Annotated in this window: 21 protein-coding genes and 1 tRNA gene; 16 read left to right on the top strand and 6 right to left on the bottom strand. The window is 38.3% G+C overall.

The features are described from left to right. Positions 1-8 precede the first annotated feature (8 nt). The 6 genes from FFJ24_RS13810 to FFJ24_RS13785 all read left to right on the top strand — a co-directional run bounded on the left by FFJ24_RS13810 (position 9) and on the right by FFJ24_RS13785 (position 9,597). Positions 9-1,202 carry a FecR family protein gene (locus FFJ24_RS13810; RefSeq protein WP_138822038.1) on the top strand — a complete coding sequence of 398 codons (1,194 nt, stop codon included), beginning with the start codon at positions 9-11 and terminating at the stop codon, positions 1,200-1,202. Positions 1,203-1,408: 206 nt separating this feature from the next. After that, positions 1,409-4,729, top strand: coding sequence for a SusC/RagA family TonB-linked outer membrane protein (locus tag FFJ24_RS13805; protein WP_138822037.1), 3,321 nt, complete (start codon positions 1,409-1,411; stop codon positions 4,727-4,729). Between the two features lie 25 nt (positions 4,730-4,754). Next, positions 4,755-6,185 (top strand): RagB/SusD family nutrient uptake outer membrane protein, encoded by a 1,431-nt coding sequence (locus tag FFJ24_RS13800; protein WP_138822036.1) that lies wholly within the window; start codon positions 4,755-4,757, stop codon positions 6,183-6,185. Positions 6,186-6,198: 13 nt separating this feature from the next. Beyond that, entirely contained in the window at positions 6,199-6,930 is a 732-nt protein-coding gene (locus tag FFJ24_RS13795) for a DUF4843 domain-containing protein (RefSeq protein ID WP_168202478.1), read from the top strand. A gap of 11 nt (positions 6,931-6,941) precedes the next feature. Next, positions 6,942-8,390: a PKD-like family lipoprotein gene (locus FFJ24_RS13790; protein WP_138822034.1), complete on the top strand. Its 1,449-nt coding sequence runs from the start codon at positions 6,942-6,944 to the stop codon at positions 8,388-8,390. Positions 8,391-8,421: 31 nt separating this feature from the next. Next, positions 8,422-9,597, top strand: a complete 1,176-nt coding sequence (locus tag FFJ24_RS13785) for a TlpA disulfide reductase family protein (protein ID WP_138822033.1) — start codon at positions 8,422-8,424, stop codon at positions 9,595-9,597. Between the two features lie 261 nt (positions 9,598-9,858). On the opposite strand, the gene FFJ24_RS13780 is transcribed toward FFJ24_RS13785, so the two are convergent. Further along, positions 9,859-11,076, bottom strand: a complete 1,218-nt coding sequence (locus tag FFJ24_RS13780; RefSeq protein ID WP_138822032.1) for a thioredoxin family protein — start codon at positions 11,074-11,076, stop codon at positions 9,859-9,861. A 175-nt stretch (positions 11,077-11,251) separates the two neighbouring features. On the opposite strand from FFJ24_RS13780, the gene FFJ24_RS26790 reads away from it, so the two are divergent. Further along, positions 11,252-11,749 (top strand): hypothetical protein, encoded by a 498-nt coding sequence (locus FFJ24_RS26790; protein ID WP_138822031.1) that lies wholly within the window; start codon positions 11,252-11,254, stop codon positions 11,747-11,749. Positions 11,750-11,938: 189 nt separating this feature from the next. On the opposite strand, the gene FFJ24_RS13770 is transcribed toward FFJ24_RS26790, so the two are convergent. Further along, entirely contained in the window at positions 11,939-12,523 is a 585-nt protein-coding gene (locus tag FFJ24_RS13770) for a hypothetical protein (protein WP_138822030.1), read from the bottom strand. A 447-nt stretch (positions 12,524-12,970) separates the two neighbouring features. Continuing rightward, positions 12,971-13,042: transfer RNA gene (locus FFJ24_RS13765), tRNA-Arg, on the bottom strand. Between the two features lie 292 nt (positions 13,043-13,334). On the opposite strand from FFJ24_RS13765, the gene mgtE reads away from it, so the two are divergent. Both mgtE and FFJ24_RS13755 read left to right on the top strand, forming a co-directional pair. Then, on the top strand, positions 13,335-14,711 hold the full coding sequence (mgtE, locus tag FFJ24_RS13760) for a magnesium transporter (RefSeq protein ID WP_138822029.1): 1,377 nt from the start codon (positions 13,335-13,337) through the stop codon (positions 14,709-14,711). A 9-nt stretch (positions 14,712-14,720) separates the two neighbouring features. After that, entirely contained in the window at positions 14,721-15,335 is a 615-nt protein-coding gene (locus FFJ24_RS13755; RefSeq protein WP_138822028.1) for an HAD hydrolase-like protein, read from the top strand. A 584-nt stretch (positions 15,336-15,919) separates the two neighbouring features. Here the strand turns inward: FFJ24_RS13755 and ychF are convergent. Next, complete coding sequence (gene ychF, locus FFJ24_RS13750; RefSeq protein ID WP_090499941.1) at positions 15,920-17,020, bottom strand: redox-regulated ATPase YchF; 1,101 nt, start codon at positions 17,018-17,020, stop codon at positions 15,920-15,922. A 278-nt stretch (positions 17,021-17,298) separates the two neighbouring features. Between ychF and FFJ24_RS13745 the strand changes: the two genes are divergently transcribed. Next, entirely contained in the window at positions 17,299-17,763 is a 465-nt protein-coding gene (locus FFJ24_RS13745) for a hypothetical protein (protein ID WP_138822027.1), read from the top strand. A gap of 71 nt (positions 17,764-17,834) precedes the next feature. Here FFJ24_RS13745 and FFJ24_RS13740 read toward each other — a convergent pair whose 3' ends face one another. Both FFJ24_RS13740 and FFJ24_RS13735 read right to left on the bottom strand, forming a co-directional pair. Further along, positions 17,835-18,158 (bottom strand): DUF3276 family protein, encoded by a 324-nt coding sequence (locus FFJ24_RS13740; protein ID WP_029275977.1) that lies wholly within the window; start codon positions 18,156-18,158, stop codon positions 17,835-17,837. A 79-nt stretch (positions 18,159-18,237) separates the two neighbouring features. After that, positions 18,238-20,028, bottom strand: a complete 1,791-nt coding sequence (locus FFJ24_RS13735; RefSeq protein WP_138822026.1) for an ABC transporter ATP-binding protein — start codon at positions 20,026-20,028, stop codon at positions 18,238-18,240. Between the two features lie 481 nt (positions 20,029-20,509). Here FFJ24_RS13735 and FFJ24_RS13730 point away from each other — a divergent pair, with 481 nt between their 5' ends. The 6 genes from FFJ24_RS13730 to coaE all read left to right on the top strand — a co-directional run bounded on the left by FFJ24_RS13730 (position 20,510) and on the right by coaE (position 25,136). Continuing rightward, positions 20,510-21,598 carry a Glu/Leu/Phe/Val dehydrogenase gene (locus FFJ24_RS13730; protein WP_138822025.1) on the top strand — a complete coding sequence of 363 codons (1,089 nt, stop codon included), beginning with the start codon at positions 20,510-20,512 and terminating at the stop codon, positions 21,596-21,598. 50 nt (positions 21,599-21,648) lie between these two features. Then, entirely contained in the window at positions 21,649-22,599 is a 951-nt protein-coding gene (gene nusB / locus FFJ24_RS13725) for a transcription antitermination factor NusB (protein WP_138822024.1), read from the top strand. 1 nt (position 22,600) lies between these two features. Beyond that, positions 22,601-23,059 (top strand): DUF1573 domain-containing protein, encoded by a 459-nt coding sequence (locus FFJ24_RS13720; RefSeq protein WP_138822023.1) that lies wholly within the window; start codon positions 22,601-22,603, stop codon positions 23,057-23,059. 66 nt (positions 23,060-23,125) lie between these two features. Then, on the top strand, positions 23,126-23,449 hold the full coding sequence (gene yajC, locus FFJ24_RS13715) for a preprotein translocase subunit YajC (RefSeq protein WP_138822022.1): 324 nt from the start codon (positions 23,126-23,128) through the stop codon (positions 23,447-23,449). 122 nt (positions 23,450-23,571) lie between these two features. Beyond that, positions 23,572-24,519 carry a YbbR-like domain-containing protein gene (locus FFJ24_RS13710; protein WP_246862615.1) on the top strand — a complete coding sequence of 316 codons (948 nt, stop codon included), beginning with the start codon at positions 23,572-23,574 and terminating at the stop codon, positions 24,517-24,519. Beyond that, positions 24,519-25,136 carry a dephospho-CoA kinase gene (coaE, locus tag FFJ24_RS13705; RefSeq protein WP_138822021.1) on the top strand — a complete coding sequence of 206 codons (618 nt, stop codon included), beginning with the start codon at positions 24,519-24,521 and terminating at the stop codon, positions 25,134-25,136. The genes FFJ24_RS13710 and coaE overlap by 1 nt, the downstream gene beginning before the upstream one ends. Positions 25,137-25,166 lie beyond the last annotated feature (30 nt).

Raw genomic sequence — 25,166 nt, 5'->3', positions numbered from 1 at the left:
ATTAAACCTTGAAAACATCTGAACAACTCCGTATACTCTTCAAAAAACACCTGGATAATACCTGTAGTCCCGAAGAAACCCAGCGTCTGATGAATTATTTTCAACTTGATGAAGACCGGGAAATATTGAAAGAGCTCATCATCGGCGCATTAGAAACCCAGGATGAGTACTATGAAAATGATTTTGCCATTGCAAAGGTACTGGGAAAGGTTGACCAGGATTTGTTTGTTCAGATTAAGGAATCAGCACATGCCATACCTGAAGATAAAAATAAAGTACTTAAACTTTGGTTAAAAATCGCTGCCGTTGCTGCCGTTTTGGCCGTAGTATACATAGGTGTTTATTTCTTCAATAACCAACCAGAAAAGGTTGTCACTGTTCCCACAATTACTGTACATGATATAAAACCAGGGGGATATGGTGCGACACTTACCATGGCAAATGGCAGGAAAGTCAGTTTAGCAAATGTGGTTAGTGGTGAAATAGGAAGAGAATCCGGAATAGTCATTACTAAATCAGGCGACGGCAAACTGGTATACGAAGTTGATGAAAAAACTTCTGATCCAAATGCTTCCAATACCCTGTCTACCGCCCGTGGGGAAACCTATCAGGTACGGTTGCCTGACGGATCGCTTGTCTATTTAAATGCTGCATCTAGTCTCACATACGCCACCTCCCTCATTGAAAACGGAAAGCGCGTAGTTACGCTTAGTGGTGAAGGATATTTTGAAGTAGCCAAGGATAAGCAACATCCATTTGTTGTAAAGACAGATCGGCAGGAAGTAGAAGTATTAGGAACTCATTTTAACATCAGCAGCTATGCCGATGACGCAGTAGAAAAAACAACCTTGTTAGAGGGAAGCGTGAAGTTATCTGCATCGGGTAATTCTAAAGTACTAAAGCCTGGGCAACAAGCGAAGCTGATCGCTGGTAAAATACAGATTGGTGAAACGGATACCGATCTGGCTGTTGCCTGGAAAAATAACGAATTTGTGGTGGAAAGTGAGCACATTGAAAACATCATGAAGATGATTGAGCGCTGGTATAACGTTGAAGTGGTTTACATGGGTGAAAAAACCAATCAGCGCTTCAGTGGTAAAGTATCGAGGTTTGATAAATTGTCTAAAGTTCTCGAAATCGTCGAGTCTACCGGAGAAGCACATTTTAAAGTTAAGGGCAGAACCGTATATGTATCCAGATAATAAATAACGAATAATCAACTGAATTTTAACCTTTAAACAAACCACATGACAAAAAAAATACGATAAAGAAGATATCCAAAAAAACAGGCCCCGTTTAACTGCCGGGACCTGATCATAGTCTGGAATATTCGATTGAAAATCAATTTACAACCACAGTCTTGCTACGGACCAACGCATCAGAGACTGTTTAACCAAACCAACTACTAATGTATCAAAAATCAAGGAAATTTGGTATGCCTAATCGGCTGTACCTCAAATTATTGTTAACTATGCGCTTAACCATCGTGATCATAATAGCGTGCCTTATGCAGGTAAGTGCATCTAGCCTCGCTCAAAAAGTGACTTTAACCAAGTCAAATGCTTCACTTCGATCCGTTTTTAAGGAACTTAACCAACAGACAGGTTATAATTTTTTTTACGCGGACGACTTATTGGAAAATTCAATACCTGTAACCATCAATGTTAAAAATGCTGAATTGCCCGCTGTGCTTAAACAAATTTTTGCAGCGCAAAATCTGGATTTTACCATACGCAACCAGACGGTGGTGATTAAAGCAGGTGCAAAAGCTAGCCTGGAAGTCATTTCCGGTTTTGTTGGCGATGCCAAAGAACATAAGCCAATCCCAGGGGTTACGGTATCTATCAAGGGAACAAAATCTGCCGTCCAGACGGATAAAAATGGAAAATTTACCATCAGCATCCCGGCAGGTGCAGAATCTTTGGAGTTCAGGTTTGTAGGTTATAAGACCGTGGATGTACCTATCTCGCCCAATTCGAATTATACCATTTATATGGAGGAGGAGCAGTTGACACTAAATGAAACGGTAATCACTGGGATGGTCGACCGGAAGGTTAACACCTACACCGGAGCAGCCAAAACCATCACTGCAGCCGAGCTTAAGGCCGTGAGTCCCGTAAATGTATTTGCTGGCATTGCGGCCCTCGATCCTTCCTTCAGAATTATTCCCAATAATAAGATTGGGGGTAATATCAATGCGCTACCTGAAATTACCATGCGTGGGCAAACTTCTTACCCAACCCTGGGTTCAGAACTTGTTGGAAACCCCAATACACCATTATTTATTCTCGATGGATTCCAGGTTTCATTACAAGCAATCGTAGACCTCGACATGAATCAAATTGCATCAGTAACCTTGTTAAAAGATGCCTCTGCTACCGCAATGTATGGTTCTCGTGGGGGTAATGGTGTAATGGTTGTTACCACAATCTTGCCGCCGAGAGGAAAAGTGGAAGTTTCCATAACCAATAACTTAACATTAGCATCCCCTGATCTTTCTGTATACCACATGCTGAATTCAGAAGAAAAATTGGATTTTGAGCGTAGAGTAGGTTTTCTAAACAGTTATAGAGGACAAGCCATAAATGCAGAACGATATAAAGCAATGGTGAGCGGTGTGAATACGGATTGGAAATCTATTCCCGTTCAAACAGGGATAAACAACAGAACCAACCTTTCATTACGTGGGGGCGACCAGTCTTTGACTTTCAACCTTACTTTCAGCGGAAATCTGTTACAAGGCGTAATGAAAGGACAGGATAGAAAAAATTATTCGGGAAGTTTTACGCTAAGTTATAAAACCCATCAATTAACGTTCCAGAACAACACGATTGCAACACAGGTTATTTCTAATGACTCGCCCTATGGTGAATTTAGTCAGTACCTGAATTTGAATCCGTACTGGAAACCTTATGATGAAAATGGTAATGTAAACCAGTACCTGGAGAACATCAATTTGGGCTTCGGTGTAGCAGGTTCAGTTGTCTTAAACCCATTAATGGATATAAAGTACAATACTATCAACAACAGAAATAAAAACTTTAATTTAAGAAATAACACTACTGTACGTTACGACTTTAGTAAATCATTATGGTTCAATGGTGCATTGGGTATCACAAAATTGAACGGAACAATAGATAATTTCTATTCCGCTTTAGATAGCCGTTTCAATGGTATAGCAGATTTAAGTGCAAGAGGTTCCTATTCGAAAGACAACAGCGATGCCTTTACCATGGATGGAACCGGTTCTGTGAACTACAATAAGAATTTTGGAAAGCATGGCGTTACGGTATATGCAGGATTCAGGCTTGCCAGTACAAGCTTAAATTCATATAACGTATCAACACAGGGTTTCCCTTTTGATCGTCTGGACAATATCTTATTTGCAGCGCAATATTTAAACAGCAGGCCTACCGGGACGGAAAGCACAATTAACAATCTTTCCTATACCGGAAGTGCGAACTACTCTTATGATAACCGGTATTTTACCGATTTTACCTATACCAGAGACGGCTCTTCTGCTTATGGAGAGAATAATAAGTTTGGTAATTTCTGGTCTGCAGGTTTAGGATGGAACATCAATAATGAACAATTCCTTAAAGATAGCAAAACTATTAACCTGTTGAGGATTCGCGGTAGTTACGGTTCTACCGGTACATCTGTACAAGATCCTTACGCCGCACAATTCAGGTACAACCTGGGTACGTCTACTGGCTATTTTGGTGAAGTAGGTGCTTTTCCCGGTGCACTTGGAAACCCGAATTTAAGCTGGCAACAGGTATTGAAGTCTAACATTGGTATTGCTTCAGCATTTCTGGACAACCGTTTAACTTTTAATGCAGAATTTTATAACGAAGTAACGCAGAATGCGCTGACTACAGTTTCGCTGGCATCTAGTACAGGTTTCCCTTCGTACACTGAAAATTTAGGTAAAATTCAGAACAGGGGATTACAACTCGACATCGGTTATACCATCCTATCTGACCCTCGTAAAGGCTTAAAATGGAATGTTTCTGTCAATGCAGCCACTAATAAATCGGTGTTAAAAGAAGTTTCTGATAAACTCAAAGCCTTCAACGCTGCATTGAATGCGAATAATCCTAATCAAACAGCTGAAAATGCGCAGTTTATTGAAGGTCAATCGACAACGGCAATTTATGCGGTGAGGTCACTCGGCATTGATCCGGTTACCGGCCAGGAAGTTTACCTGAAAGCAGATGGTACGCCAACCTTTGTGTGGGATGTTAATGATAAAACCTATGTTGGCGATACACGCCCTAAATGGACAGGTGCCATTAATTCAAACTTCCTGTACGCAGGTTTTGCCTTAAATTTCAGTTTCAATTATAATTATGGTGCTGATCTGTATAACAGTACGTTATTAAACCGTGTGGAGGCCGTTGATGCGCGTAACAATGTAGACCGAAGAGCGTACGACCTGGGGTGGACTGGACCTGGAAGTTTGAGCCCATACCGTAGAATTACAACCTCTCCGACACCCACAAAGCTTACTTCACGTTTTGTTCAGCGCGATAATAACATTCAGCTCAGCTCAATTAATTTGAGTTATCAGTTCAAAACCGCATTTGTAAAAAAGTTAGGCTTGCAGAACCTAAGTGTTAGTGCCACAACGAACAACCTGGCTACCTTTAGCTCTATTGAAATAGAACGTGGTACAGATAATCCTTTTGCCAGAGAGTATACATTTGGTTTAAGTGCAAGATTTTAAATTCAAAAAACATATTCATATCCCAATGAAAAGAACAACATTAATTATAGGAATCCTGGCAATAGTTGCGATGTTTTCCGGTTGTAAGAAATTTTTGGATGTAACGCCCAAAACGAGTCTATCTGAAGAACAGCTGTTTACTTCAGAAGTTGGTTTTCAACAGGCTTTATCAGGCGTATATGGCCAGCTTGCCAGTAGCAAACTCTATGGGGATAACCTTTCCATGGGCTTCGCTTCCGCGCTTGCTCAAAATTATGCGACAATTGACCCTGCATCGTCAGTTCAGTTGCAACAGACACAACTCCTGAACTACGCTTCAACAGAAGTCTTAAGCTATACTGATTCCATCTGGTCTGCCAGTTATAGTGCAATTGCCGCAGCTAATAAAATAATTGCAAATACAGAAACAAACCGATCTGTGCTATCTAATAATTCGTACGCACTATTACGTGGTGAAGCTTTAGCCTTAAGGGCATTTTTGCATTTTGATTTATTACGGATGTTTGGGCCTGAATATACTGCGGGTGCCAATCTAAAAGCCATCCCATATAAAAAAGATGTCAACCAAAATGCAAATCCCCCAGCAACAACTGCAGAGGTGGTTAAATTTGCCCTGGCCGACCTGAAAGAAGCGGAAAGTCTACTGTTACCTGTTGATCCGATTGTGACCAGCGATTTACGGACCAGGCGGAATAAGCTTAATTATTATGGTGTAAAAGCGCTGGAAGCGAGAATTATGTTATATAGCGGCGATAATATCGGGGCGGCGGCGGCTGCAAATGTGGTAGTTAACTCTGCAAAATATACTTTTGTAACCCAGGCACAAGCTGGCGTTGTTTCACAGGGATTGACAGTACGTGACCGCTTGTATTTTAACGAGCAGGTATTTATGATCAGGGTTAGGGATATACTGCCCACTGTACAAAAATATTTTAGGTTTAGGGGGGCTGCAAGCCAAACGCTTACACGTAGCGCCGCTAATTTTAATACACTTTACGAAACCAGCAATGGCGGCGGTTCAGATTTCAGATTTGCGTTTCGCCTTGAGCAGGAGGGAGGAGTTCCGTTCCCATCTAAATTCTGGCAGGCATCCAGTTCTACCACCCCAATTACCGATAATTTACTTGACCAGTATGTACCAGGTATACGCCTTTCTGAAATGTATTATATCCTGGCTGAGACGGCATCAACGCCTGAGATTGGCGTTGGATATTTAAATATGGTGCGTCTGAACAGGGGAATTAAAGTTTTGCCGAATACGCTCACCGCAGTGACGCTTAAAGCGGAGATTACGAAAGAATATCAGAAGGAATTTTATGCAGAAGGACAATTGTTCTTTTACTATAAGCGCATTAAAACTTCTAGAATGCAATTTGGTCCTGCTATGGCACCTGCGCAGTACGTACTCCCAATTCCGCCTTCTGAACTTCAATTTAATCCGAATTATGCAAACTAATCAAACTCGTATTATGAAATACTTATCATATATCATGGTGGCGGCCTGTCTTTTTTCATGTAAGAAAGAAGCAGTCGAAACCTACCAGGGAAAGGATGGCGTTAGTTTCTTTGCCTATACCTACGAACAATTAAATACCACAGCCGTAAGAAGCTACTCTTTTGCCTTTCAAGCTACTCAAAAGCAAAGGGACACCCTGTTTATACCCATGCGCATCACCGGGAAGTTATCCGATAAACCGCGCACGGTGCTGCTGAAAACAGCCCAGGGAACTACCGCAACTGCAGGAGTAGATTTTGAGTTGAAAGAATTCACCGTTCCGGCAGGCGCATCGAAATTTAATTATCCCTTAATATTGCTCAATTCTGCCGGAATGGCCAAAAATGTGTATAGAATTGTGCTGGAACCTGCAGAAACCAAAGACTTTACTCTGGGTACTCTTGGCCAGACACCTGGTATTAACGAAGTTACGGAAGAAAACTTCAGATACCTGAAGGTTGATGTAACCGGCCAATACATTGAGCCTGGTTATTGGATCTACCTCCAGGGCGATTTCGGGGATTTCAGTGCCGTAAAATATAAGTTCATGGTGAAAACATTGGGGATAACCGATTTTGATTACAATAAGATTGGTTCTGATGGCTTACTGAACTTTCCGGTTACCCTAAGGAATGCGCTGGCCGCTTACGAGGCTGCAAATGGTCCATTGTTAGATGAGAACGGTCAAAGAATATCGTTCCCTTAATTTAAAATATTATGCATTTAAAATACTTTTTAAAGCTCAGCCCGATTTTTATTTTCATCATGCTGGCATTTTCTGCCTGTAAAAAAGACAATCAATCTTTTAAATATGATCAAATCAACGACATTAAGATTACAGATGCTATAACTACTTTTACAGTTCCACAACTGGATTCGTTGATTATCACACCAACATTGGCGCAAACAATGCCAGAAGGTGATTCATTTACTTATAGCTGGAAACTTAATACAGCAACAGATACAACAACAATTGCTAAAACAAAAAATCTACGCATCAAAGTAACACTAAGTCCAGGTACTTATCCGGTAATATACAAAGTAACGAGCAAGAGAAATGGCATTTATACAGTAAAGCAATATACCATCACAGTGAATGGTGTTTATCCTGATGGTTGGTATATAGTCAATAACAAAGATGGAAAAGGCAAAGTTTCTTTGATTCGGACAGACGATGTCATTTTTGACAATCCTATGGAAGTGGCAAACAATAAAACCTATCCAGGTAAAGCACTGGCCTTATATAATTTTGGGAAGGGTGGTTTCTTCTATTACTTCAGTGATCAAAATGTTTATCGTTTTAACATGAACGACTGGCTGGATCTTGGTGACAAAAGTTCGATTCTCCCGGGTTTGGCTACACCACTTCCGTTCAAAACTGCCCCAGTATTTATGATAAATAATTTGCAATTTGAACAGTATATAGTGGCAGACGGCAATTTATATGTTGGGCTTTCCGGTGCAAACTCAGACAATGTCAAACCCTTTACTCAGCGCATTCCTGGTAACTATAATTTATTCCCCGGCATATTCCCCGCCGATTATAGTATGACTTATTTCTATGATAACAACACAATGAGTTTTATGCAGATGCCCTATCTGTCGAGAATTCTGGATCGTGCACCTGCAACACCTTTAACAACAAACTCGTTTGATATGGCGAACGTAGGCAAAAAAATGATCGCTTATGATCGGGGCGTAACAACCTTATCACAAGAGGGAATTGAATGGTATTATATTATGGAAGGTAACGATGGACGCTACTTACTATCTTTAACAGGGGATGGAAATAGTACTCACCCTGGGGTTAATCAAAAAATGGATAGTAGTCCGGAAATTGGTAGCGCCACTAACTTTGCAACCTCTTCCATCTTAAAACAACTTTATTATACCGCCGGAAATAACGTGTATTTATACGACATGCTTGCTAAATCGGCAAGGCTCATCTACACTTTCCCGACTGGGTATGTAATTAAAGATATCGAAATGAAACGAAGTACCAGCAAACAACTGGTGATCGGTGTGAATAATGGTTCAGCGGGCGAAGTTTATTATTTCGACATCAATGCCCAGGGAGAATTTAACAACGGTACGTACACTAAGAAATTTACCGGCTTTGGGGAAATTATGCAAATTGCCGCTGCCAGACAAAATCTGTCGATGTAACTTATAAAAAGATTTATAATATCTAATCAAAATGAGAAAAATAATAGTATTTATTGCGCTTCTGTTTATAAGTTTATCGGGATATAGTCAGCAGGCAGAACCCGCTTATAAGGCTAGTCTTGATTCTTTGAAGCTCTTTATTGATCTCTCAGAAAAAGAAGCCATTCTTAACCGCCTGGTCAAAGCCCATCCGAATGAGAGTTTTGATCAATACAGAGCTATATTGGTAGATAATTTTGTAATAGCAAAAAACTCTGCGAAGGCTTTATATTATTTTAACCAGATTCAGGAAACCGCAAGAATCATGTACGTTGAAAACTTTGCGACGGGCTTAATAGGGTATGATTTGAAAGCTGCTGAAACATTGGTTGGGCAAGAATTGAATAACCCAAAAAATGCAAATGAAGAGCGGTTGTATTTGTTACAACTATATAGTCAGGTGGAGGATAAACTGGGGAACCATGAAAAAGCTTTCGCTGCTATTAAGGAAAGCTATGAGCAGGCTAACAAAAAAAGTGCAGGATTGACTGCACAGTATTATTATTTGATGAGCAAAACCGGCAGGTACCAGGAAGCGCTTCCTGAACTGGAGAAAGCAGTTTTATCAGGCCTGGCCAATGATGATTTGAAGAATGAACTGAAAAAGGCCTACATAAGTGTGCACCCTGGCAAAGATGCAAATGCTTACCTGGCTACGCTTACCAATCAGTTTGACAACAAATACAAAGCAGAAATAGCAGCCAAAATGATAGCGGAGCAGGCGCCTGAATTTAAAGTGAAAGATATAAACGGCAAGGAAGTCTCCTTGTCAGACTTTAAAGGAAAGACGATTGTTCTTGATTTTTGGGCAACCTGGTGCGGACCCTGTAAAAAGTCGCTTCCGGCGATGCAAATGATGGTTAACAAATATAAAAATGACCCGACGGTAAAGTTTTTGTTTATACATACCTGGGAAACGGTTCCAAACCCAAAACCTGATGCTGTAAACTATTTGTTAACCCATAACCTGGATTTGCCCTTGTATATGGATACTAAAGATCCCGTTACAAAAAAGAATCCTGCAGTAACCTCATTTGGTGTTTCCGGAATTCCTGCAAAGTTTATTATTGATGGCAATGGTAAAATACGCTTTAAAGAATTGGGATTGCTTTGGCCAAATGAGGTTGCCGTGAGGCAACTTTCAACCATGATAGAGATGTCCCGATAAAATGTAATTATCCAAAGATGGATGAACCAGTATGCAAGCAAACCCTTATATGCCGAATGTATGTGAGGGTTTGCTTTGAAAAGACACCAGCACGCCCATAGCATATTATATTAGCGACATAGAAATTCTGTGAATTGAAAGAATGGCAATTAATGGATTTTCGTCTGCTCGTGCTCAAACGCGGATACTTAAATTGCTTTTTAAACTCAAAAAGGGGATGCAGCACCATAAGCTACATCCCCTTTTTCTTAATCTTAAGGATTATTTACCTTTTTTCATTTTCTCAAGCGTAACCTGGTACTGTGTTTTATTTTCAGCTGTAACCAGGTCTACTGCTTTCTGCTGCATAGCGATCGCCTGGTCCTTCTTACCCAGCTTATACAGCAGATTGGCATAAGTGTCAAGGTAAGCTGGCTCTTTGCTTTGGGTCTCATCCACGCTGCGTTTACTCCAGCTCAATGCCTCAGTGATGCAGTTAGCATCTTTACAGTTTTCAAAAACAGTCCAGGCAAATGAATTCAGCATATCAGCACGTACTTCTGTACCGTATTTTTTCATATAGCTTAATACTGCGGGCTGAAATTTGTCCCATTTTTTTTCGCTCTGAAAAATCTGGATCTTGATCAGGTCTACAGGTTTGCTAATGTCTACCGTCGGGTATTTCGATTTTGCGGCTGCAACCAGTGAATCTATATTTGCGTTGGGTTTTCTAAGCCCGGGATAGATGCTTTCCTCCAGAACAACAGCGCTTAAAATTTCATTTGATTTTCCCTTTCCCAGAACGGCATCTATTTTTTCAGGATGATTTAGCATGAGCTCAAATCCCTTGCTTTTGCTGCTTTTAGTATATCTGCTGAGAAACTCCAGGTTCTCTTTCGTATAGAGGTCTTTTTGCGTAGCAATATAAGCGTTGGCAAACTTTGCGGAGTTTTCCTCATCATAGGCAGCCTCGGCACTAATGGCTAATTGTTTCAAGGTCTCAGGAGCCACATTTCCAGATTCGCTTTTTTTCATCAGCGTATAATATTGGGTTTCCGGGTTCAGCGCCATCTGCGCTCTGGCTATAAATTCATCTGCTTCACCGCCCCCCACAATACGGTGTACAAGCTTGCCCTGCGGAGAGAAGATCAGAAAGGTAGGATAGGCATTTATCCTGAACTCTTTGCTCATAGACTGGGCATCGGCATACCAGCTTTTCACTTCTTCGCTATCATTTTTGGTCTGGTCGAACTGTACCTTAACATTTACAAAGTTTTTGTTAAAGAATTCACCAACTTTCTCCTGCGGGAAAATGGTACTGGCCATATATTTGCAAGGACCACACCAGGTAGTAAAGCAGTCGACCAAAAGGTATTTGTTCTCTTTTTTGGCTTTCTCCTTCACCTGCTGCCAGGAAAGTCCGTGTTCAAAATGAGTGCCTTTAACCTGTGCGGTGCCAATAAAAGGCAGCAGCAGGAATATTAAAAATAATTTTTTCATATCTGTTTGTTTTATTTGAGTTAATAAAGATCGTGATTTTAACTAAAAATGATGTATCATCGCTTTAATTAATGCAATTCTGCTTCAATCCTTGATGTGTAATGCAATTTCACAGTTATTTATTATTTTCGTTATTTAAAGTTGCGCTTATAGTATAAAAGCGACGCCTCAGCTTATGATTAAGTATTTTACATTTAGTTTTTCGATTGCTTTTATTTCCTGGATAGTTGGCATGATCATAACTGCTATACTTTCAGGAACAAGTTTTTACAAGAATAGGTTGCCTTACCTAAATTTCATAAAAAATGAAAAGGTTAACGGATTAATTGGACTAACACCGTTCAAGTGGATTATCATGCATAGCTTCTTTAAATATTTCAATCCCAGGTTATCAGTCACTAAAAAAATCCTGGCAAATGAGCTGGGAGAATATAGATTAGAAATGACAAAGGCTGAACTAAACCATCTTTTTGCTTTTCTATTTATGATGATTTTCATCCTAATTAAATTATCCCAGGGCCTGTACTTATTTGCCACAGTGATGTTATTGGTTAATATTTTAATGAATCTATATCCAAGTTTGTTGCAGCAACAGAATAAGAGGCGAATTGACCGGTATCTCCATATACGAAACCAGCGATCACTTCAGAACCTTGTTGGTCAGGCCGGTTGAAAAAACAAATACCTTATTAAGCATAAGGAATTCTTCCTTTTTTGAGACCTTTATTTTTATTTGTCATAAGTGCTGCAGATATGCATGCTTAATTCTTTTTAGCATGATATAGAATTTCTATTTTTAAGTTTGCCTAAACTCACCCAGGTTATTTTAAAGATACCTGAGTAAGTTTTAAGTGGCAAAGAATTATTTTCTTCTAAATAGCCCAAAATTATACTTAAAGCCAATCAGGTAACCAGTATTATTATTTGCATTGGTTCCTTTTGCAAAAAACTCGATGTTATCACCTTTTGTAAGTGGCATTTGATAACCAATACCATAAGCTTGATAAAATCCGTTTGTCGCTGTGGTGCCATAATTGTAACTGGATCCTGTACCGATATACTGATGGTTTACTGTTGAGTAAGCGTCCTGGTAGCCAAAATCAGCCGACAAGTAAAACTTACCCATATAATATTTAGCACCAGCATAGAATGCATTTTGGAGGAGTTTAGAATTTTTCGCTTGTTTGCCACCATTATTACCATCATAAATAGCAGGATTGTTCTTTTGCGTGTAAGCAATATTTACACCGGCAGTAAATCCCCAATGTTTATTTAGCCGATATTCATATCCAACCTCTGCTCCATATACGGGGGCTTTAATTGTTGAGTTTAGACCGACAAATGGAGCGACGTAAACAGAATGTTTAAGTAATGAGTCTTGAGCCATTATTTTGCCCACACCTAGTGTGCCAAATAACATAAGTAAAAGAGTAATTTTAGTTTTCATACGCCGAAATTATTGACTTCTTTTTTGTCTGCGGAATCATTAACCCTTTTTAACTTCTTTGACAATATTTAACAATTTCGGATATCTGTGGTTGCAACTGTTTCAGGCTTTTACATTAATCATCCTTTAAAGAAAATATAGACTTGTAGGGGGCAGTCAACAGATTGGCTTTTGAATTGGTTTATTTTTCAGGAGATAATGTTATAACCGGATAACAACCATCCAATTTATATACATGGTATTTGTTTAAACGCACAGTGAGAGTATTAAGTCCTGATATATACTGGTTAAATAAATCCAGCATTCCCCACTTACCATTGTGATAGTGTTCATTATCAAGCAGGCCTGACCACCCGCTAATTTGTTCCCAGAAACATCTAAAGATATATTTTCGGCTGATTTTTTATACAAAAAACCTTGCCAGCCTGACTGGCAAGGTTTGAACGGTGCTCCCGACGAGATTCGAACTCATATCGATGGTACCGGAAACCATAATTCTATCCATTGAACTACGGGAGCAAGGCTGCAAATATAGAAAAATCAAATACATTTCACCGAAATATAAAAGCAAATTTTAACCAGTAATCCGATCTTAAATCTGCTTCCGCTTAACCTGATGTTTTTTATGTTAAAAAATGATTAAATCATTACCCAAACATTCCTTCATGTTGGCTTTATGCATCCATATTTTTAAATTCGGTTGTTTGGTTCACGGTTTTTAAATGCTTAGGTTGGCTTTTTAGGAAATAAAAATGCACCTTTGCGAACCGTTAATTGAGGTTTAAGGATGTAACAAATTAAATAGCTGTGTATGGAAGAAATGGTTGTGGAAGAAATTCAGGAACTACTTGAAAAAGAGAATGATAAAGCGTTAAAGCAATATCTGGATCAGCTGAATATTTCGGATGTTGAAGAACTGATAGATGAACTCCCACAATATGCAGCTAAATTTATTGAAACCATATCCCTTAACAGGGCAGTAAACGTATTCAGGATCCTGGATTTTCCTACGCAGGAACGTATCATAAAAAAACTTTCCGGCAATAAACTCAATCAGATCATCAAAGATCTGCCTCCTGATGATCGTACCGCACTATTTAGCGAATTAAAAGGTGATGTGGTTAAAAAAATGATCACCCTTTTACCGCCCGAAGAACGTAAAGAATCGCTCGCACTTTTAGGCTACAAAGAAGATAGTATCGGCCGTTTAATGACACCTGATTACATCGCTGTAAAACCCGAATGGTCTATTACCCATGTTTTAGCGCACATCAGGCGTTATGGTAAAAACTCCGAAACCATCGATGTAGTTTACGTCATTAATAAAGATGGGGTATTGCTGGATGATATCAGGATTCGTGAGGTTTTACTGGCCGATCCTGAAGCTATTATTGGTGAATTAACGGATAAACGCTTCATTGCCTTAAAGGCAAACGATCCGCAGGAAGATGCAATCAATATCTTCAGGATGAATAACCGTGTGGCTTTACCTGTAGTAGATGAGAATAACATTCTTTTAGGTATAGTTACGGTAGATGATATTTTGTGGATTGCGAATGAAGAATATACCGAAGATATGCACAAAATTGGGGGTACCGAAGCTTTGGATGAACCTTATCTCGATATCCCGATCCTAAAACTGGTTAAAAAACGTGCTGGTTGGTTAATTGTGCTATTTTTAGGCGAAATGTTAACCGCAACTGCCATGCAGCACTTCGAAATCGAACTCGAAAAGGCAGTGGTGTTATCCCTTTTTATTCCACTGATAATGAGCAGCGGTGGAAACAGTGGTTCTCAGGCTTCAACATTAATTATCCAGGCCATGGCTTTAGGCGAGGTAACCATTGCCGAGTGGTGGCGTGTAATGCGCCGCGAGCTCATTTCAGGATCTTTGCTGGGCATCATTTTAGGTAGCATTGGTTTTGTCCGAATTGTAACCTGGCAACAGTTACATCTCTATAATTATGGTCCACATTGGTTTTTAATAGCAGCTACCATCTTTTTTACCCTGGTTGGCATTGTGTTGTGGGGCAGTTTAATTGGTTCGATGATGCCAATTATTTTGAAAAAACTGAAACTCGATCCTGCAACTTCATCAGCACCATTTGTAGCTACAATGGTTGATGTGACCGGAATTGTAATCTATTTCAGTGTTGCCGTATTAATTTTAAAAGGCGTTTTACTTTAAACTTAAATCATGCAAAAGAAAATTACCACACTTTTTACCGATATCGGGGGCGTTTTATTAACCAATGGCTGGGATAGGCATGCAAGAGGAGAGGCTTCGGTACTTTTCAACCTCGACTCTGTTGATCTCGAAGAACGCCATCACCTTACTTTCGATACCTATGAAGTGGGTAAATTAACGCTTGATGAATATTTAGAACGTATTGTTTTCTTCGAAGAACGGAATTTTACCTACGACGATTTTAAGGAATTCATGTTCAAAAAATCGCTTCCTTATCCCGAAATGATTCAGTTGATTTGCGATTTAAAAAAGAAATATAACCTGAAGGTAGCTGTAATCAGCAACGAAGGAAGAGAGCTAAACCAATACCGCATTAATACCTTTAAACTGAATGAATTTGTAGATTTTTTTGTGTCTTCAAGTTTTGTGCATTTCCGTAAACCCGATGCCGATATTTTTAAAGTAGCCATTGATATTTCGCAAAGCGATGTAGAAACGAGTTTGTATATCGATGACCGTATGTTATTTGTACAGGTTGCTGAAGGTTTGGGTTTAAAAGGTATTCATCATACCGGTTACGAAGATACCAGGGCACAGTTAGCTGCTTACGGATTAGTGGTTTAGAAGAAAAATCGCCATCTCGACTGAAGAGCAGCGAAATGGAGAAATCTATCTTTTAGATTTTCCGACTACGTTGCACTCCGCTCGGAATGACGAGTTTGCGGCTTATCATCGTTGCAACAAAAATTCTTCTGTGTTTTCTGTATCAAAATATTTCCTTGTATTTGAAAAGCAAAGGCAGAAGCTCTTTTTAAAGTTTGTTCCCGCTTTCTGTTCAAGGCCTGATGAAGGATCAGGCGCTTTCACTGTCAATCGGGTTTAGATTGCAAAATGACTGCTACAAAGAAGAAAAAACAGCACTTCATTATCTGTGTTTATCCGTGCGCATCTGTAGTTAATTCCTGTAACGCAGCCAATCGCGACTAAAGCGTAATATCTTCCGCGTTTTCCGAGCTTCCGTGACAAAAATCACTTATAATATTGGAGGAGTTGACAACTTTCTGTGCAACTGTATTATTAAAGTTGTCAACTCTGGCTAAATAGATTTCGTGTCTCCGTGGCAAAAATTCTGCAATAAAAAAAACCACTCTTTCGAATGGCTCTACACTATCTATGCTTTAAAAAGTCCCCTTAGGGGATTTAGGGGCTTAAACATTAAACCTGAAGTGCATAATGTCGCCATCTTCCACTACATAGGTTTTTCCTTCAACACCCAATTTACCAGCATCTTTACACGCGTTTTCAGAACCTAGGGTTACGAAATCATTGTATTTGATCACCTCCGCACGGATAAATCCTTTTTCGAAATCAGTGTGGATTACACCTGCAGCTTGTGGAGCTGTAAAACCTTTCGTAATCGTCCAGGCTCTAACTTCTTGTACACCAGCGGTGAAATAGGTGTAAAGATTTAATAATTTATAAGCTGCGCGAATCAATTTATTTACACCCGATTCAGTTAAGCCTAAATCAGCTAAAAACTCCTGACGCTCTTCGTAGCTATCCAGTTCAGCAATTTCTGATTCAATTTTGGCAGAGATCACTAAAACTTCAGCATTTTCATCAGCAACGTTTGCTCTAACCAAATCAACATATTTATTGCCGTTAATTACCGATGCTTCATCAACATTACAAACATACATTACAGGTTTTTGCGTAAGTAGACCTAAATCTTCAATAAAATCGAAATCATCCTGAGCCAATGGTGCTGTACGGATTGATTTACCACTTTCTAAATGAGATTTAACTACCGTTAAAATTTCATAGGTACGTTTTGCATCCTTATCGCCACCTGTTTTAGCCATCTTTTCAACTTTTTGAATCCGTTTATCAACGGTATCCAGGTCTTTAAGCTGCAGTTCAGTATCAATAATTTCACGATCGCGGATCGGATCAACAGAACCATCCACATGAATCACATTTCCGTCATCAAAACAACGTAAAACATGGATAATAGCATTGGTAGCACGGATGTTTCCTAAAAACTGGTTTCCAAGACCTTCACCTTTCGATGCACCTTTTACCAATCCGGCAATATCAACAATCTCGATTGTGTTTGGTTGCACTTTGTTTGGTTTAACCAACTCGGCTAGTTTGGTTAATCTGTCATCAGGTACTGTAATTACGCCAACATTGGGCTCAATAGTACAAAAGGGAAAGTTTGCAGCCTGCGCTTTCGCATTTGATAAACAATTAAAAAGAGTCGATTTTCCCACATTTGGTAAACCAACTATACCACATTGTAATGCCATTATTTTTTAGTCTTTATATCTTTAGTTTTTGGCCATTGGTTCATAGTTTATGGTCAATAGCCTTGAGTTTCATTTTTAACGCTTAGTTATGCATTTTGGCATGATCTATCATACCATCAACCATTTTACCTTTTCCGCCTTCCGCCTTCCGCCTTCCGCCTTCCGCCTTCCGCCTTAAATTCCGCGCAAAGATAAGCTTTTAAAACCTTTATTTAAACCCTTACTATTGTATCAAATCTATATTTTATCTAAGTTTAGCCCAAAATAGATAGAGATAAATGGAAGATTTTGAAAATGAAGTACCTCAGGAAGTAAAATTGGTTGTTACCGAAGAAATGCGGAGCTATTTTTACGATATGAGTAAATGGGCAAGGTTTTTATCAGTTGTAGGTTTTGTTATCTCTGCATTTTTAACCTTAAGTTCATTTGGCATAGGAGCAGCAATAACGGCAAATCCAGCAATGCTAAATCAACTAGGACCATTGGCGGGTATCGGGGCCACGGGGATTACCATATTTTACCTGTTGCTAGCCTTACTCTTTTTTTACCCAAGTTTATTATTGTTACGTTTTTCAGCTAAGGGCAAACAAGGCGTGCTGTTTGGCGATCAGGAAAGTTTAAACGATGCCATTTCGAATGTAAAATCACTTTTTAAATTTTGGGGGATACTTACCATTGTATTACTAGTGAGTTATTTCCTGCTAATTCTTGCTGTAGCCGTAAGTAGTGTAGGTATAAAATAAACAATAAATTATACACAAAAAAAAGCCTCCTGATTTTAAAACCGGAGGCTTCCTATTGAAATTATAATTACTTAAAAAGTAAAATCGTCGCTTGCTTTAGTGCTATGTTCTCCATTTTCAGAGTATTCATAACGTTTTTCAACCACATCCTGGTGAGTTTTGATATAATCAACCGTTTCATTTAGTCCTTCTGCAAATTTTTCGAAATCTTCTTTGTATAAAAAGATTTTATGTTTTACAAACACACCGTCTTCTAATCTTTTCTTGCTCTCGGTAACTGTTAAATAATAATCACCCGATCTAGTAGCCTTCACGTCGAAGAAATAAGTTCTCTTACCTGCTCTTACTTTCTTTGAAAAAACTTCTTCTCTTTCCTTGTTGTCGAATTCTCCCATGGTTGGTATTGATGTTGGTTTTTGGTTTCGGTAAATATAAAGTAAATATTTAAAGTTCAAAATACAATTTTAATACAATTTAAATCGTACGCGTTTCCTCCTCCAAAAGTTGGTTATTATAAAGTTCCTTATAACTCCCATTTAGCTTAAGTAATTCATTGTGTGTGCCTTGTTCGATGATTTTTCCATCATCAAGTACTAAAATCTTATCTGCGTTTTTTATGGTTGAAATCCTGTGAGCAATTAAAATACTGGTTTTTCCGGCCATAATTTTACCAAGGTTTTGCAGTATTTCCTCCTCTGTTTTAGTATCAACTGCCGAAAGGCAATCGTCGAAGACTAAAATTTTAGGCGATTTAATCAATGCTCTTGCAATTGAAACACGTTGTTTTTGTCCTCCGGACAGGGTTATTCCCCGTTCACCAAGCATCGTTTCGAATTTTTCTTCGAAGTCGATAATATTGGTATAAACCGAGGCATTTTTTGCTGCTGTATGCACTTCTTCATCAGTAACAGTATCCAAACCAAAGGCTATATTGTTTTTTATGGTATCCGAAAAGAGGAAAACTTCTTGTGGTACAAAGCCAATCTGGTTACGGTAATCTTTAAGATTTAGTGCTTTAATATTCTTTCCATCGATGTCTATTATGCCATTTTCTACGTCATACATCCTCATAATCAGATTTGCCAATGTCGATTTTCCTGAACCTGTTTTGCCGATGATGGCTACAAATTCTCCGCTATTGATCTCAAAACTCACATCTTTCAAGGCCTCAATGCCCGTATCCGGATAAATAAAACTCACGTTATCGAATTTGATATTACCTTTTAGCTCAATTTCTGCAGTTTCTTTCGATTGAATGTCGGATGGAATATCTAAAAACTCATTTATCCTTTTTTGTGATGCAGCAGCCCGCTGGATTAAAGAAGTGACCCAGCCCAGCATAGTTACCGGAAAAGTTAACTGGTTAATATAAATGATAAATTCTGCAATATTCCCTGCAGTAATGCTGCCATTCATTACCTGGATACCACCTATATATATGGTTAAAATCGTACTCAGTCCAATTAATAAAAGCATGGTTGGATAAAACAAAGCCGATACTTTAACCAAACTCATTGAGTCTTTTTTATAATCATTGCTCTGTATTTCGAACATGTTTCGTGTATAATCTTCGCGAACATAAGATTTAATGATTCTGATCCCTGAAAAACGTTCCTGTACAAAGCTGGAAAGATCTGATAAACGCTCCTGTATTTTGCCGCTTTTTTTAAAAATTAGCGTATTCACATAATAGATAATCACCACCAGGAAAGGAAGGGGTAACAGGCAATAAATGGCCAGTTTCGAATTTACATCAAACATCGACCAGATAATGAGCACCGATAAAACGAAGGTATTAATGGTGTACATAATCGCCGGACCAACATACATTCTTACCCGATTAACATCTTCGGTAGCCCGGTTCATTAAATCGCCAGTATTATTTCTGCGGTAAAAACCCAGGCTCAACTTCTGATAATGTTGGTAGATATCGTTTTTCATATCAAACTCTATGTGCCGCGACATTAAAATAATGGTTTGGCGCATAAAAAACAGAAACAGCCCGCGTAATAAATAAAGTGCAATAACCAGCAACCCAAAAAATAAAAGGTTACTGCTAAATATGTCGTAAATTATGGCCTGCCTATCGAAACTATAAAATAGATTAAATATCTGAATGTTTTCATTAATCAAATCAACTGCATAGCCAATTACCTGTGCAGGCACTACACCAAAAATATTAGAAATCACCACGAAAATACTTCCGGGTATAATCCACCATTTATACTTAAGAAAGTATTTGTTTAATCGGCTTAAATGTTTCATTCCATACAAACTTAGCTAATTTTGTTATTTCATAACACATATTTATCTATTCGGGCCTAAGCTTTAAAAATTAATGACACTTTCAAATGTAAAAGGGAAGATGTAGGATGGAAGATGTAAGGTAATTAAGCTGTTCTCAGGTGGTCAATGATTATTTTGAAAAGCAAGGTTCGGTGCTTTTTGGCCATACCGGCCCTGCTATCGCTTCAAGTCCTCGCTACGCTGTGGGCTTTCCGCTATATCAGGTTTATTTAACATAAGCCTGTGATTCTTAAGATCAGATAGAGTATATTTTCTACAAAGAAGATTATATCAATTAATAAGGGCCCAAGACCTTGGTTATATCCAAAATAATAATTTTATCAAACTAATAACTTTGTTTATTTAATCCCGTCCGAATTAATTTTGTTATAGTTTCGTTAAATAGATGTAATAATGGTTTTTTATTTTAATTTTGCAGCAGGTTAGCCGAACGTTCAATATGCCAGCAAATTCTCCGTCAGATTCATCAATTTTAGATCAGTTAAGTGTCTATGGACACAAGAAATTGGTTTTTTGTAATGATCCAGATACAGGTTTAAAAGCAATTATTGCTATACACGATACCACATTGGGTCCTGCTTTAGGCGGGACGCGCATGTGGAGTTATAGCACCGAAGGCGAAGCATTAGAAGATGCGCTGCGATTATCGCGCGGAATGACTTACAAAGCAGCGATAACAGGATTAAATCTGGGCGGTGGAAAAGGCGTAATTATAGGCGATTCCAGAAAAGACAAAACAGAAACTTTAATGCGTAGCTATGGCAGGTTTATTAAAAATCTAAATGGCGAATTTATTACCGCAGAAGAAATGGGTACCAATACACGCGATATGGAATATATCCGTATGGAAACCAATTATGTTACCGGTGTTCCTGAATCAATAGGCGGTGCGGGTAATCCGGCTCCTTTTACTGCTCAAGGTGTTTATTTAGGCATTAAAGCCAGTGTTAAAGAGGTATTCGGTACAGATATGCTTGCAGGGAGAACCATTGTAGTACAAGGTATCGGAAATGTTGGTGAGCACCTGGTTGCCCTGTTAAGAAAAGAAAACGCCGAAGTTTTGATCAGCGATATTAATCAGGAACAATTAACTTATGTTGCCCGTAAATATAAAGCGAAACCGATCGAAGCCGATAAGATTTTTACAACTGATGCCGATGTTTATGCCCCGTGTGCAATGGGTGCTACAGTTAACAACAAAACCATCGAAAAAATGAAATTTGCAATTATTGCAGGGTCAGCAAACAACCAGTTAAAAGATGAGGTTTTAGATAGCGAATTGCTTTTGAAGAAAGGGATTTTATTCGCACCTGATTACCTGATTAATGCAGGCGGATTAATTTCCTGCTATTCGGAGTTAACTGGTTTTGGTAAAAAACGTACTGTACAGCTTACAGATAATATTTACGATGCTACACGCAGTGTAATTAAATTAAGTAAAACCGAAAATATATCAACAAATATTGCTGCCAATCGCATTGCCGAGAAACGTATTGCAGATATTAAAAAAATTAAATCGTCATATTAAATCATAATTATTAAAACAGGTTTTAAAAAACCACACTCGTTCTTACATTCATGTTAAACAGAAGGCACTTAAGAATCAAAGCTTTGCAAAATATTTTTGCATGGCACATGGCAGACAAAAAAGACATTAAAGGTGATTTAAAAACTTTAATGCAGAGCATCGATAGCGTGTACGAAATGTACATCTGGATGTTATCTTTAATGGTAGAAGTTACCGAATTTACTGCTAACGACGCCGCGGAGCGCGCAAATAAGTTTATTAAAACAGCAGAGGATATTAATCCTAACATGAAATTGCTAAACAATAAGTTTAGCGTTTTAATGCAGCAAAATCCAGAGTATGTTTCTGCAATTAAAAAATACAAGGTTGATTGGGGTTTCGACCCGGAAATCCGTAAAACCGTTTACAATTCTTTAAAAGCATCAAAAGAATATGCCGATTATCTTGCCGATCCGAACGAAAGTTTAGAGTCATCAAAAGATATCATAAAATACATTTTCCGTAAAATCATCTTAAAAAATCAGGCCATTATTCAGGTTTTCGAAGAGAAATTTATCAACTGGCAGGTAGATCACGAAGTGATGAAAGGTATGGTTGCCAAAACCTTGAAAAACTTTACATCCGAAGATCCTTTCAAAAATAAGTTGACCGAAATTAGTGCCGATTGGGTTGAAGACAGCAAATTTGTTCAGGATCTCTTTGTACATACTTTGCAGAACGATGCAAAATATCAGGAAATGATTGCCGATAGAACTAAAAACTGGGAATCAGAACGTATTGCATTAATGGATACAATTTTGATGAAAATGGCCATTTGCGAGCTCCTAAATTTCCCATCTATTCCGGTTAAAGTAACCATTAACGAATATTTAGAGTTATCAAAAGATTACAGTACACCGAAGAGTAATTCGTTTATTAACGGTATTTTAGACAAAATTTTAGGTGATCTTAAGAAAAATAATACCATTAAAAAGATTGGCCGCGGATTAATCGAAGATTAAAATGAAAAGAACATTTATTCTGGCTATTGCTGCACTTTCATTTGTAGCATGTCGTAATGCAAATAATCAAACAAGCGAAGCTTCTTCAGCTGTTTCAGTTGGCAACGATACGTCAAAAACGGCTAAAGTTGCTCCGGCAGATGCACCTGTTATCGTTTTCGAACGCGATATTTTCGATTTTGGTAAAATAACACAAGGTGAAAAAGTTAAGCACGATTTCAAATTTAAAAATACAGGTAAAAGTCCACTCATCGTTTCAAATGCAACGGCAACTTGTGGCTGTACTATTCCGCAGGTACCAGGCGAGCCTATTTTGCCAGGTAAAGAAGGTATAATTAGTGTAGTTTTCAATAGCGAAGGCAAAATGGGTATGCAAGATAAGGTAGTAACCGTAACATCAAATGCAAACCCAACGGTAATCACTGTTCATTTGATAGGAGAGGTACTTGCTAAAAAATAAATTGGTTCAATTGTTTATGGCATCATCCATAAGGATCAAAATTCATAAAAAACAAAAAAAATAAAAATGACATCAACAGTAATTTTACAGGCAGCAGGAGGATTTGATCCAAGACAATTAATCATGTTTGGAGCGATTGCACTGGTATTCTACTTTTTTATGATCCGTCCTCAGCTTAAAAAAGCTAAAGACCATAAAAAGTTAATCAGTGAACTAAAAAAAGGTGATAAAATTGTAACTACAGCAGGTATTCACGGCCGTATTGCCGACATGAATGAGACAACTTTTTTGATCGAGGTAGAAGGTGGTGTAAAAATCCGTTTCGATAAATCGGCAGTTTCTTTAGATGCAACAAAAGCAACAGTAACTCCTGCTGCATCTAAAGCTTAATTAAAAATAATTAAAATTTGAGCAGTCCCGAAAACTTTCGGGACTGTTTTTGTTTTACTACATTTGATTTAAATGCATTTTGAATAGTGTTTTTCCAGCTTACAGCTAATATGTAATTTATTATGCCCTTCATCAGGTTAACGAAGATTGAAAAAAGACGTGTATTTAGCTTATTGGCCTGCTTGTTGCTGGCCATAGCTGCATGGCTTTTTATGGCATTAAATAACAAGTATGTTTATGTAGCCAAAACCGTTTTGGTTTTTAAAAATGCACCTACTAAAAGGGCATTTTATCCCTTGCAATCAGATACGATAGATTTACAGGTAGAAGGAACAGGATGGCAGCTACTGTTCGCCCGTTTAAGGATCAGTCCGCCTTCAGTTTCTGTTAGTCTGAGTCAGCTGAATACCAAAGATTTTATCATTTTCTCCGATCAGCTTTTTAATATCAACAGGCAGTTAGAAAGTACACAAAAAGTAATTTCAGTTAAGCCTGATACCCTTTATTTCGATTTTACTAAACGTGTAGTGAAAAAAGTTCCGGTAAAACTGATTGATAAACTAAGTTTCGAAAAACAATATGGCATTTCTAGCGAAATTATTCTTAACCCAAAATATGTTAAGGTGGCTGGCCCGCTGGAAGAACTTTCAAAAATAAAATTTTGGCCAACCGATACGCTAAAGCAAGATAAAATACAGAGCAGCAGCACAACAAGGGTAGCTTTACAGCACAGTATTCACAAAAATGTTAGCATCTATCCATCCTCTGTAGAGGTAAAAGTTCCTGTAGACGAATTTACTGAAAAAACCATTGAGGTACCTTTAAAAATTATCAATAATCGAAGCTATAACAGCATTAAACTTTATCCTAAAAAAGTTAAAGTTACCTTTTTAGTAGCTTTGAGCAATTATGATCAGGTTGATGAAAGTTTTATAACCGCAACTATTGATGTTGATGAATGGCAAAATTTAGGACATCGCCGCTTTACGGTCAAGATAACCGAATTTCCGGATTATTGCAAACTGGTGAGCGTAAGCCCTTCCAAAATAGATTTTATTGTAGAAAAATAATGTATAAAGTAGGTATAACAGGTGGTATAGGCAGTGGTAAAACAACGGCTTGCAAGGTGTTTGAAGTATTGGGAATCCCTGTTTTTTATGCCGATACCGTGGCTAAAGAAATCATGACTCAGGATACTTTATTAATAGAAGGTGTTAAAGCTGCTTTTGGTAATGAAAGCTATTTTGAAGATGGAAAACTAAACAATAAACACATTGCAGGCATTGTATTTAATAATGAGCAGGCACTCGCACAATTGAATGCTTTGGTACATCCGGCCGTTTTCAGGGCTTTTGATGCCTGGGAATCAACAATTCCTTCAACAGTACCTTATACCCTAAAAGAAGCAGCAATACTGTTCGAAAGCGGTTCTTATAAACTTTGCAATACCACAATTTTGGTTACCGCCCCTTACGAAGTTAAATTAAAACGTTTAATACAGCGTGATGGGGTTAATGAAGAGCAAGTGAAGGCCCGCATGGATAAACAGCTTAGCGATGAAGAAAAGGCAAAAATGGCCGGTCATTTTATTGTTAACGATGAGCAACAGTCTATCATTGAGCAGGTTTTAGCTTTACACCAGGAATTTCTGAAGTCAGCCAAAGAATTTAAGAATACCAGGGCTTAATTAACTTAAATCATTCATCCTTAAATTCTA

The sequence above is a fragment of the Pedobacter sp. KBS0701 genome (assembly GCF_005938645.2).
Lineage (GTDB): Bacteria > Bacteroidota > Bacteroidia > Sphingobacteriales > Sphingobacteriaceae > Pedobacter.
The sequence above is the reverse complement of the archived record's forward strand: the minus strand, read 5'-3'. Positions and strand labels throughout refer to the sequence as shown.

Bases quoted from the DNA above. Each gene is read 5' to 3' on its own strand.
- FFJ24_RS13800 (WP_138822036.1), top strand. From the start codon at position 4,755: ATGAAAAGAACAACATTAATTATAGGAATCCTGGCAATAGTTGCGATG.
- FFJ24_RS13755 (WP_138822028.1), top strand. From the start codon at position 14,721: ATGCAAAAGAAAATTACCACACTTTTTACCGATATCGGGGGCGTTTTA.
- FFJ24_RS13720 (WP_138822023.1), top strand. From the start codon at position 22,601: ATGAAAAGAACATTTATTCTGGCTATTGCTGCACTTTCATTTGTAGCA.
- FFJ24_RS13780 (WP_138822032.1), bottom strand. From the start codon at position 11,076: ATGAAAAAATTATTTTTAATATTCCTGCTGCTGCCTTTTATTGGCACC.
- ychF (WP_090499941.1), bottom strand. From the start codon at position 17,020: ATGGCATTACAATGTGGTATAGTTGGTTTACCAAATGTGGGAAAATCG.
- coaE (WP_138822021.1), top strand. From the start codon at position 24,519: ATGTATAAAGTAGGTATAACAGGTGGTATAGGCAGTGGTAAAACAACG.
- FFJ24_RS13730 (WP_138822025.1), top strand. From the start codon at position 20,510: ATGCCAGCAAATTCTCCGTCAGATTCATCAATTTTAGATCAGTTAAGT.
- FFJ24_RS13740 (WP_029275977.1), bottom strand. From the start codon at position 18,158: ATGGGAGAATTCGACAACAAGGAAAGAGAAGAAGTTTTTTCAAAGAAA.
- FFJ24_RS13710 (WP_246862615.1), top strand. From the start codon at position 23,572: ATGCCCTTCATCAGGTTAACGAAGATTGAAAAAAGACGTGTATTTAGC.
- FFJ24_RS13785 (WP_138822033.1), top strand. From the start codon at position 8,422: ATGAGAAAAATAATAGTATTTATTGCGCTTCTGTTTATAAGTTTATCG.
- FFJ24_RS13735 (WP_138822026.1), bottom strand. From the start codon at position 20,028: ATGAAACATTTAAGCCGATTAAACAAATACTTTCTTAAGTATAAATGG.
- yajC (WP_138822022.1), top strand. From the start codon at position 23,126: ATGACATCAACAGTAATTTTACAGGCAGCAGGAGGATTTGATCCAAGA.
- FFJ24_RS13795 (WP_168202478.1), top strand. From the start codon at position 6,199: ATGAAATACTTATCATATATCATGGTGGCGGCCTGTCTTTTTTCATGT.
- FFJ24_RS13805 (WP_138822037.1), top strand. From the start codon at position 1,409: ATGTATCAAAAATCAAGGAAATTTGGTATGCCTAATCGGCTGTACCTC.
- FFJ24_RS13770 (WP_138822030.1), bottom strand. From the start codon at position 12,523: ATGAAAACTAAAATTACTCTTTTACTTATGTTATTTGGCACACTAGGT.
- mgtE (WP_138822029.1), top strand. From the start codon at position 13,335: ATGGAAGAAATGGTTGTGGAAGAAATTCAGGAACTACTTGAAAAAGAG.
- FFJ24_RS13790 (WP_138822034.1), top strand. From the start codon at position 6,942: ATGCATTTAAAATACTTTTTAAAGCTCAGCCCGATTTTTATTTTCATC.
- FFJ24_RS26790 (WP_138822031.1), top strand. From the start codon at position 11,252: ATGATTAAGTATTTTACATTTAGTTTTTCGATTGCTTTTATTTCCTGG.
- nusB (WP_138822024.1), top strand. From the start codon at position 21,649: ATGTTAAACAGAAGGCACTTAAGAATCAAAGCTTTGCAAAATATTTTT.
- FFJ24_RS13745 (WP_138822027.1), top strand. From the start codon at position 17,299: ATGGAAGATTTTGAAAATGAAGTACCTCAGGAAGTAAAATTGGTTGTT.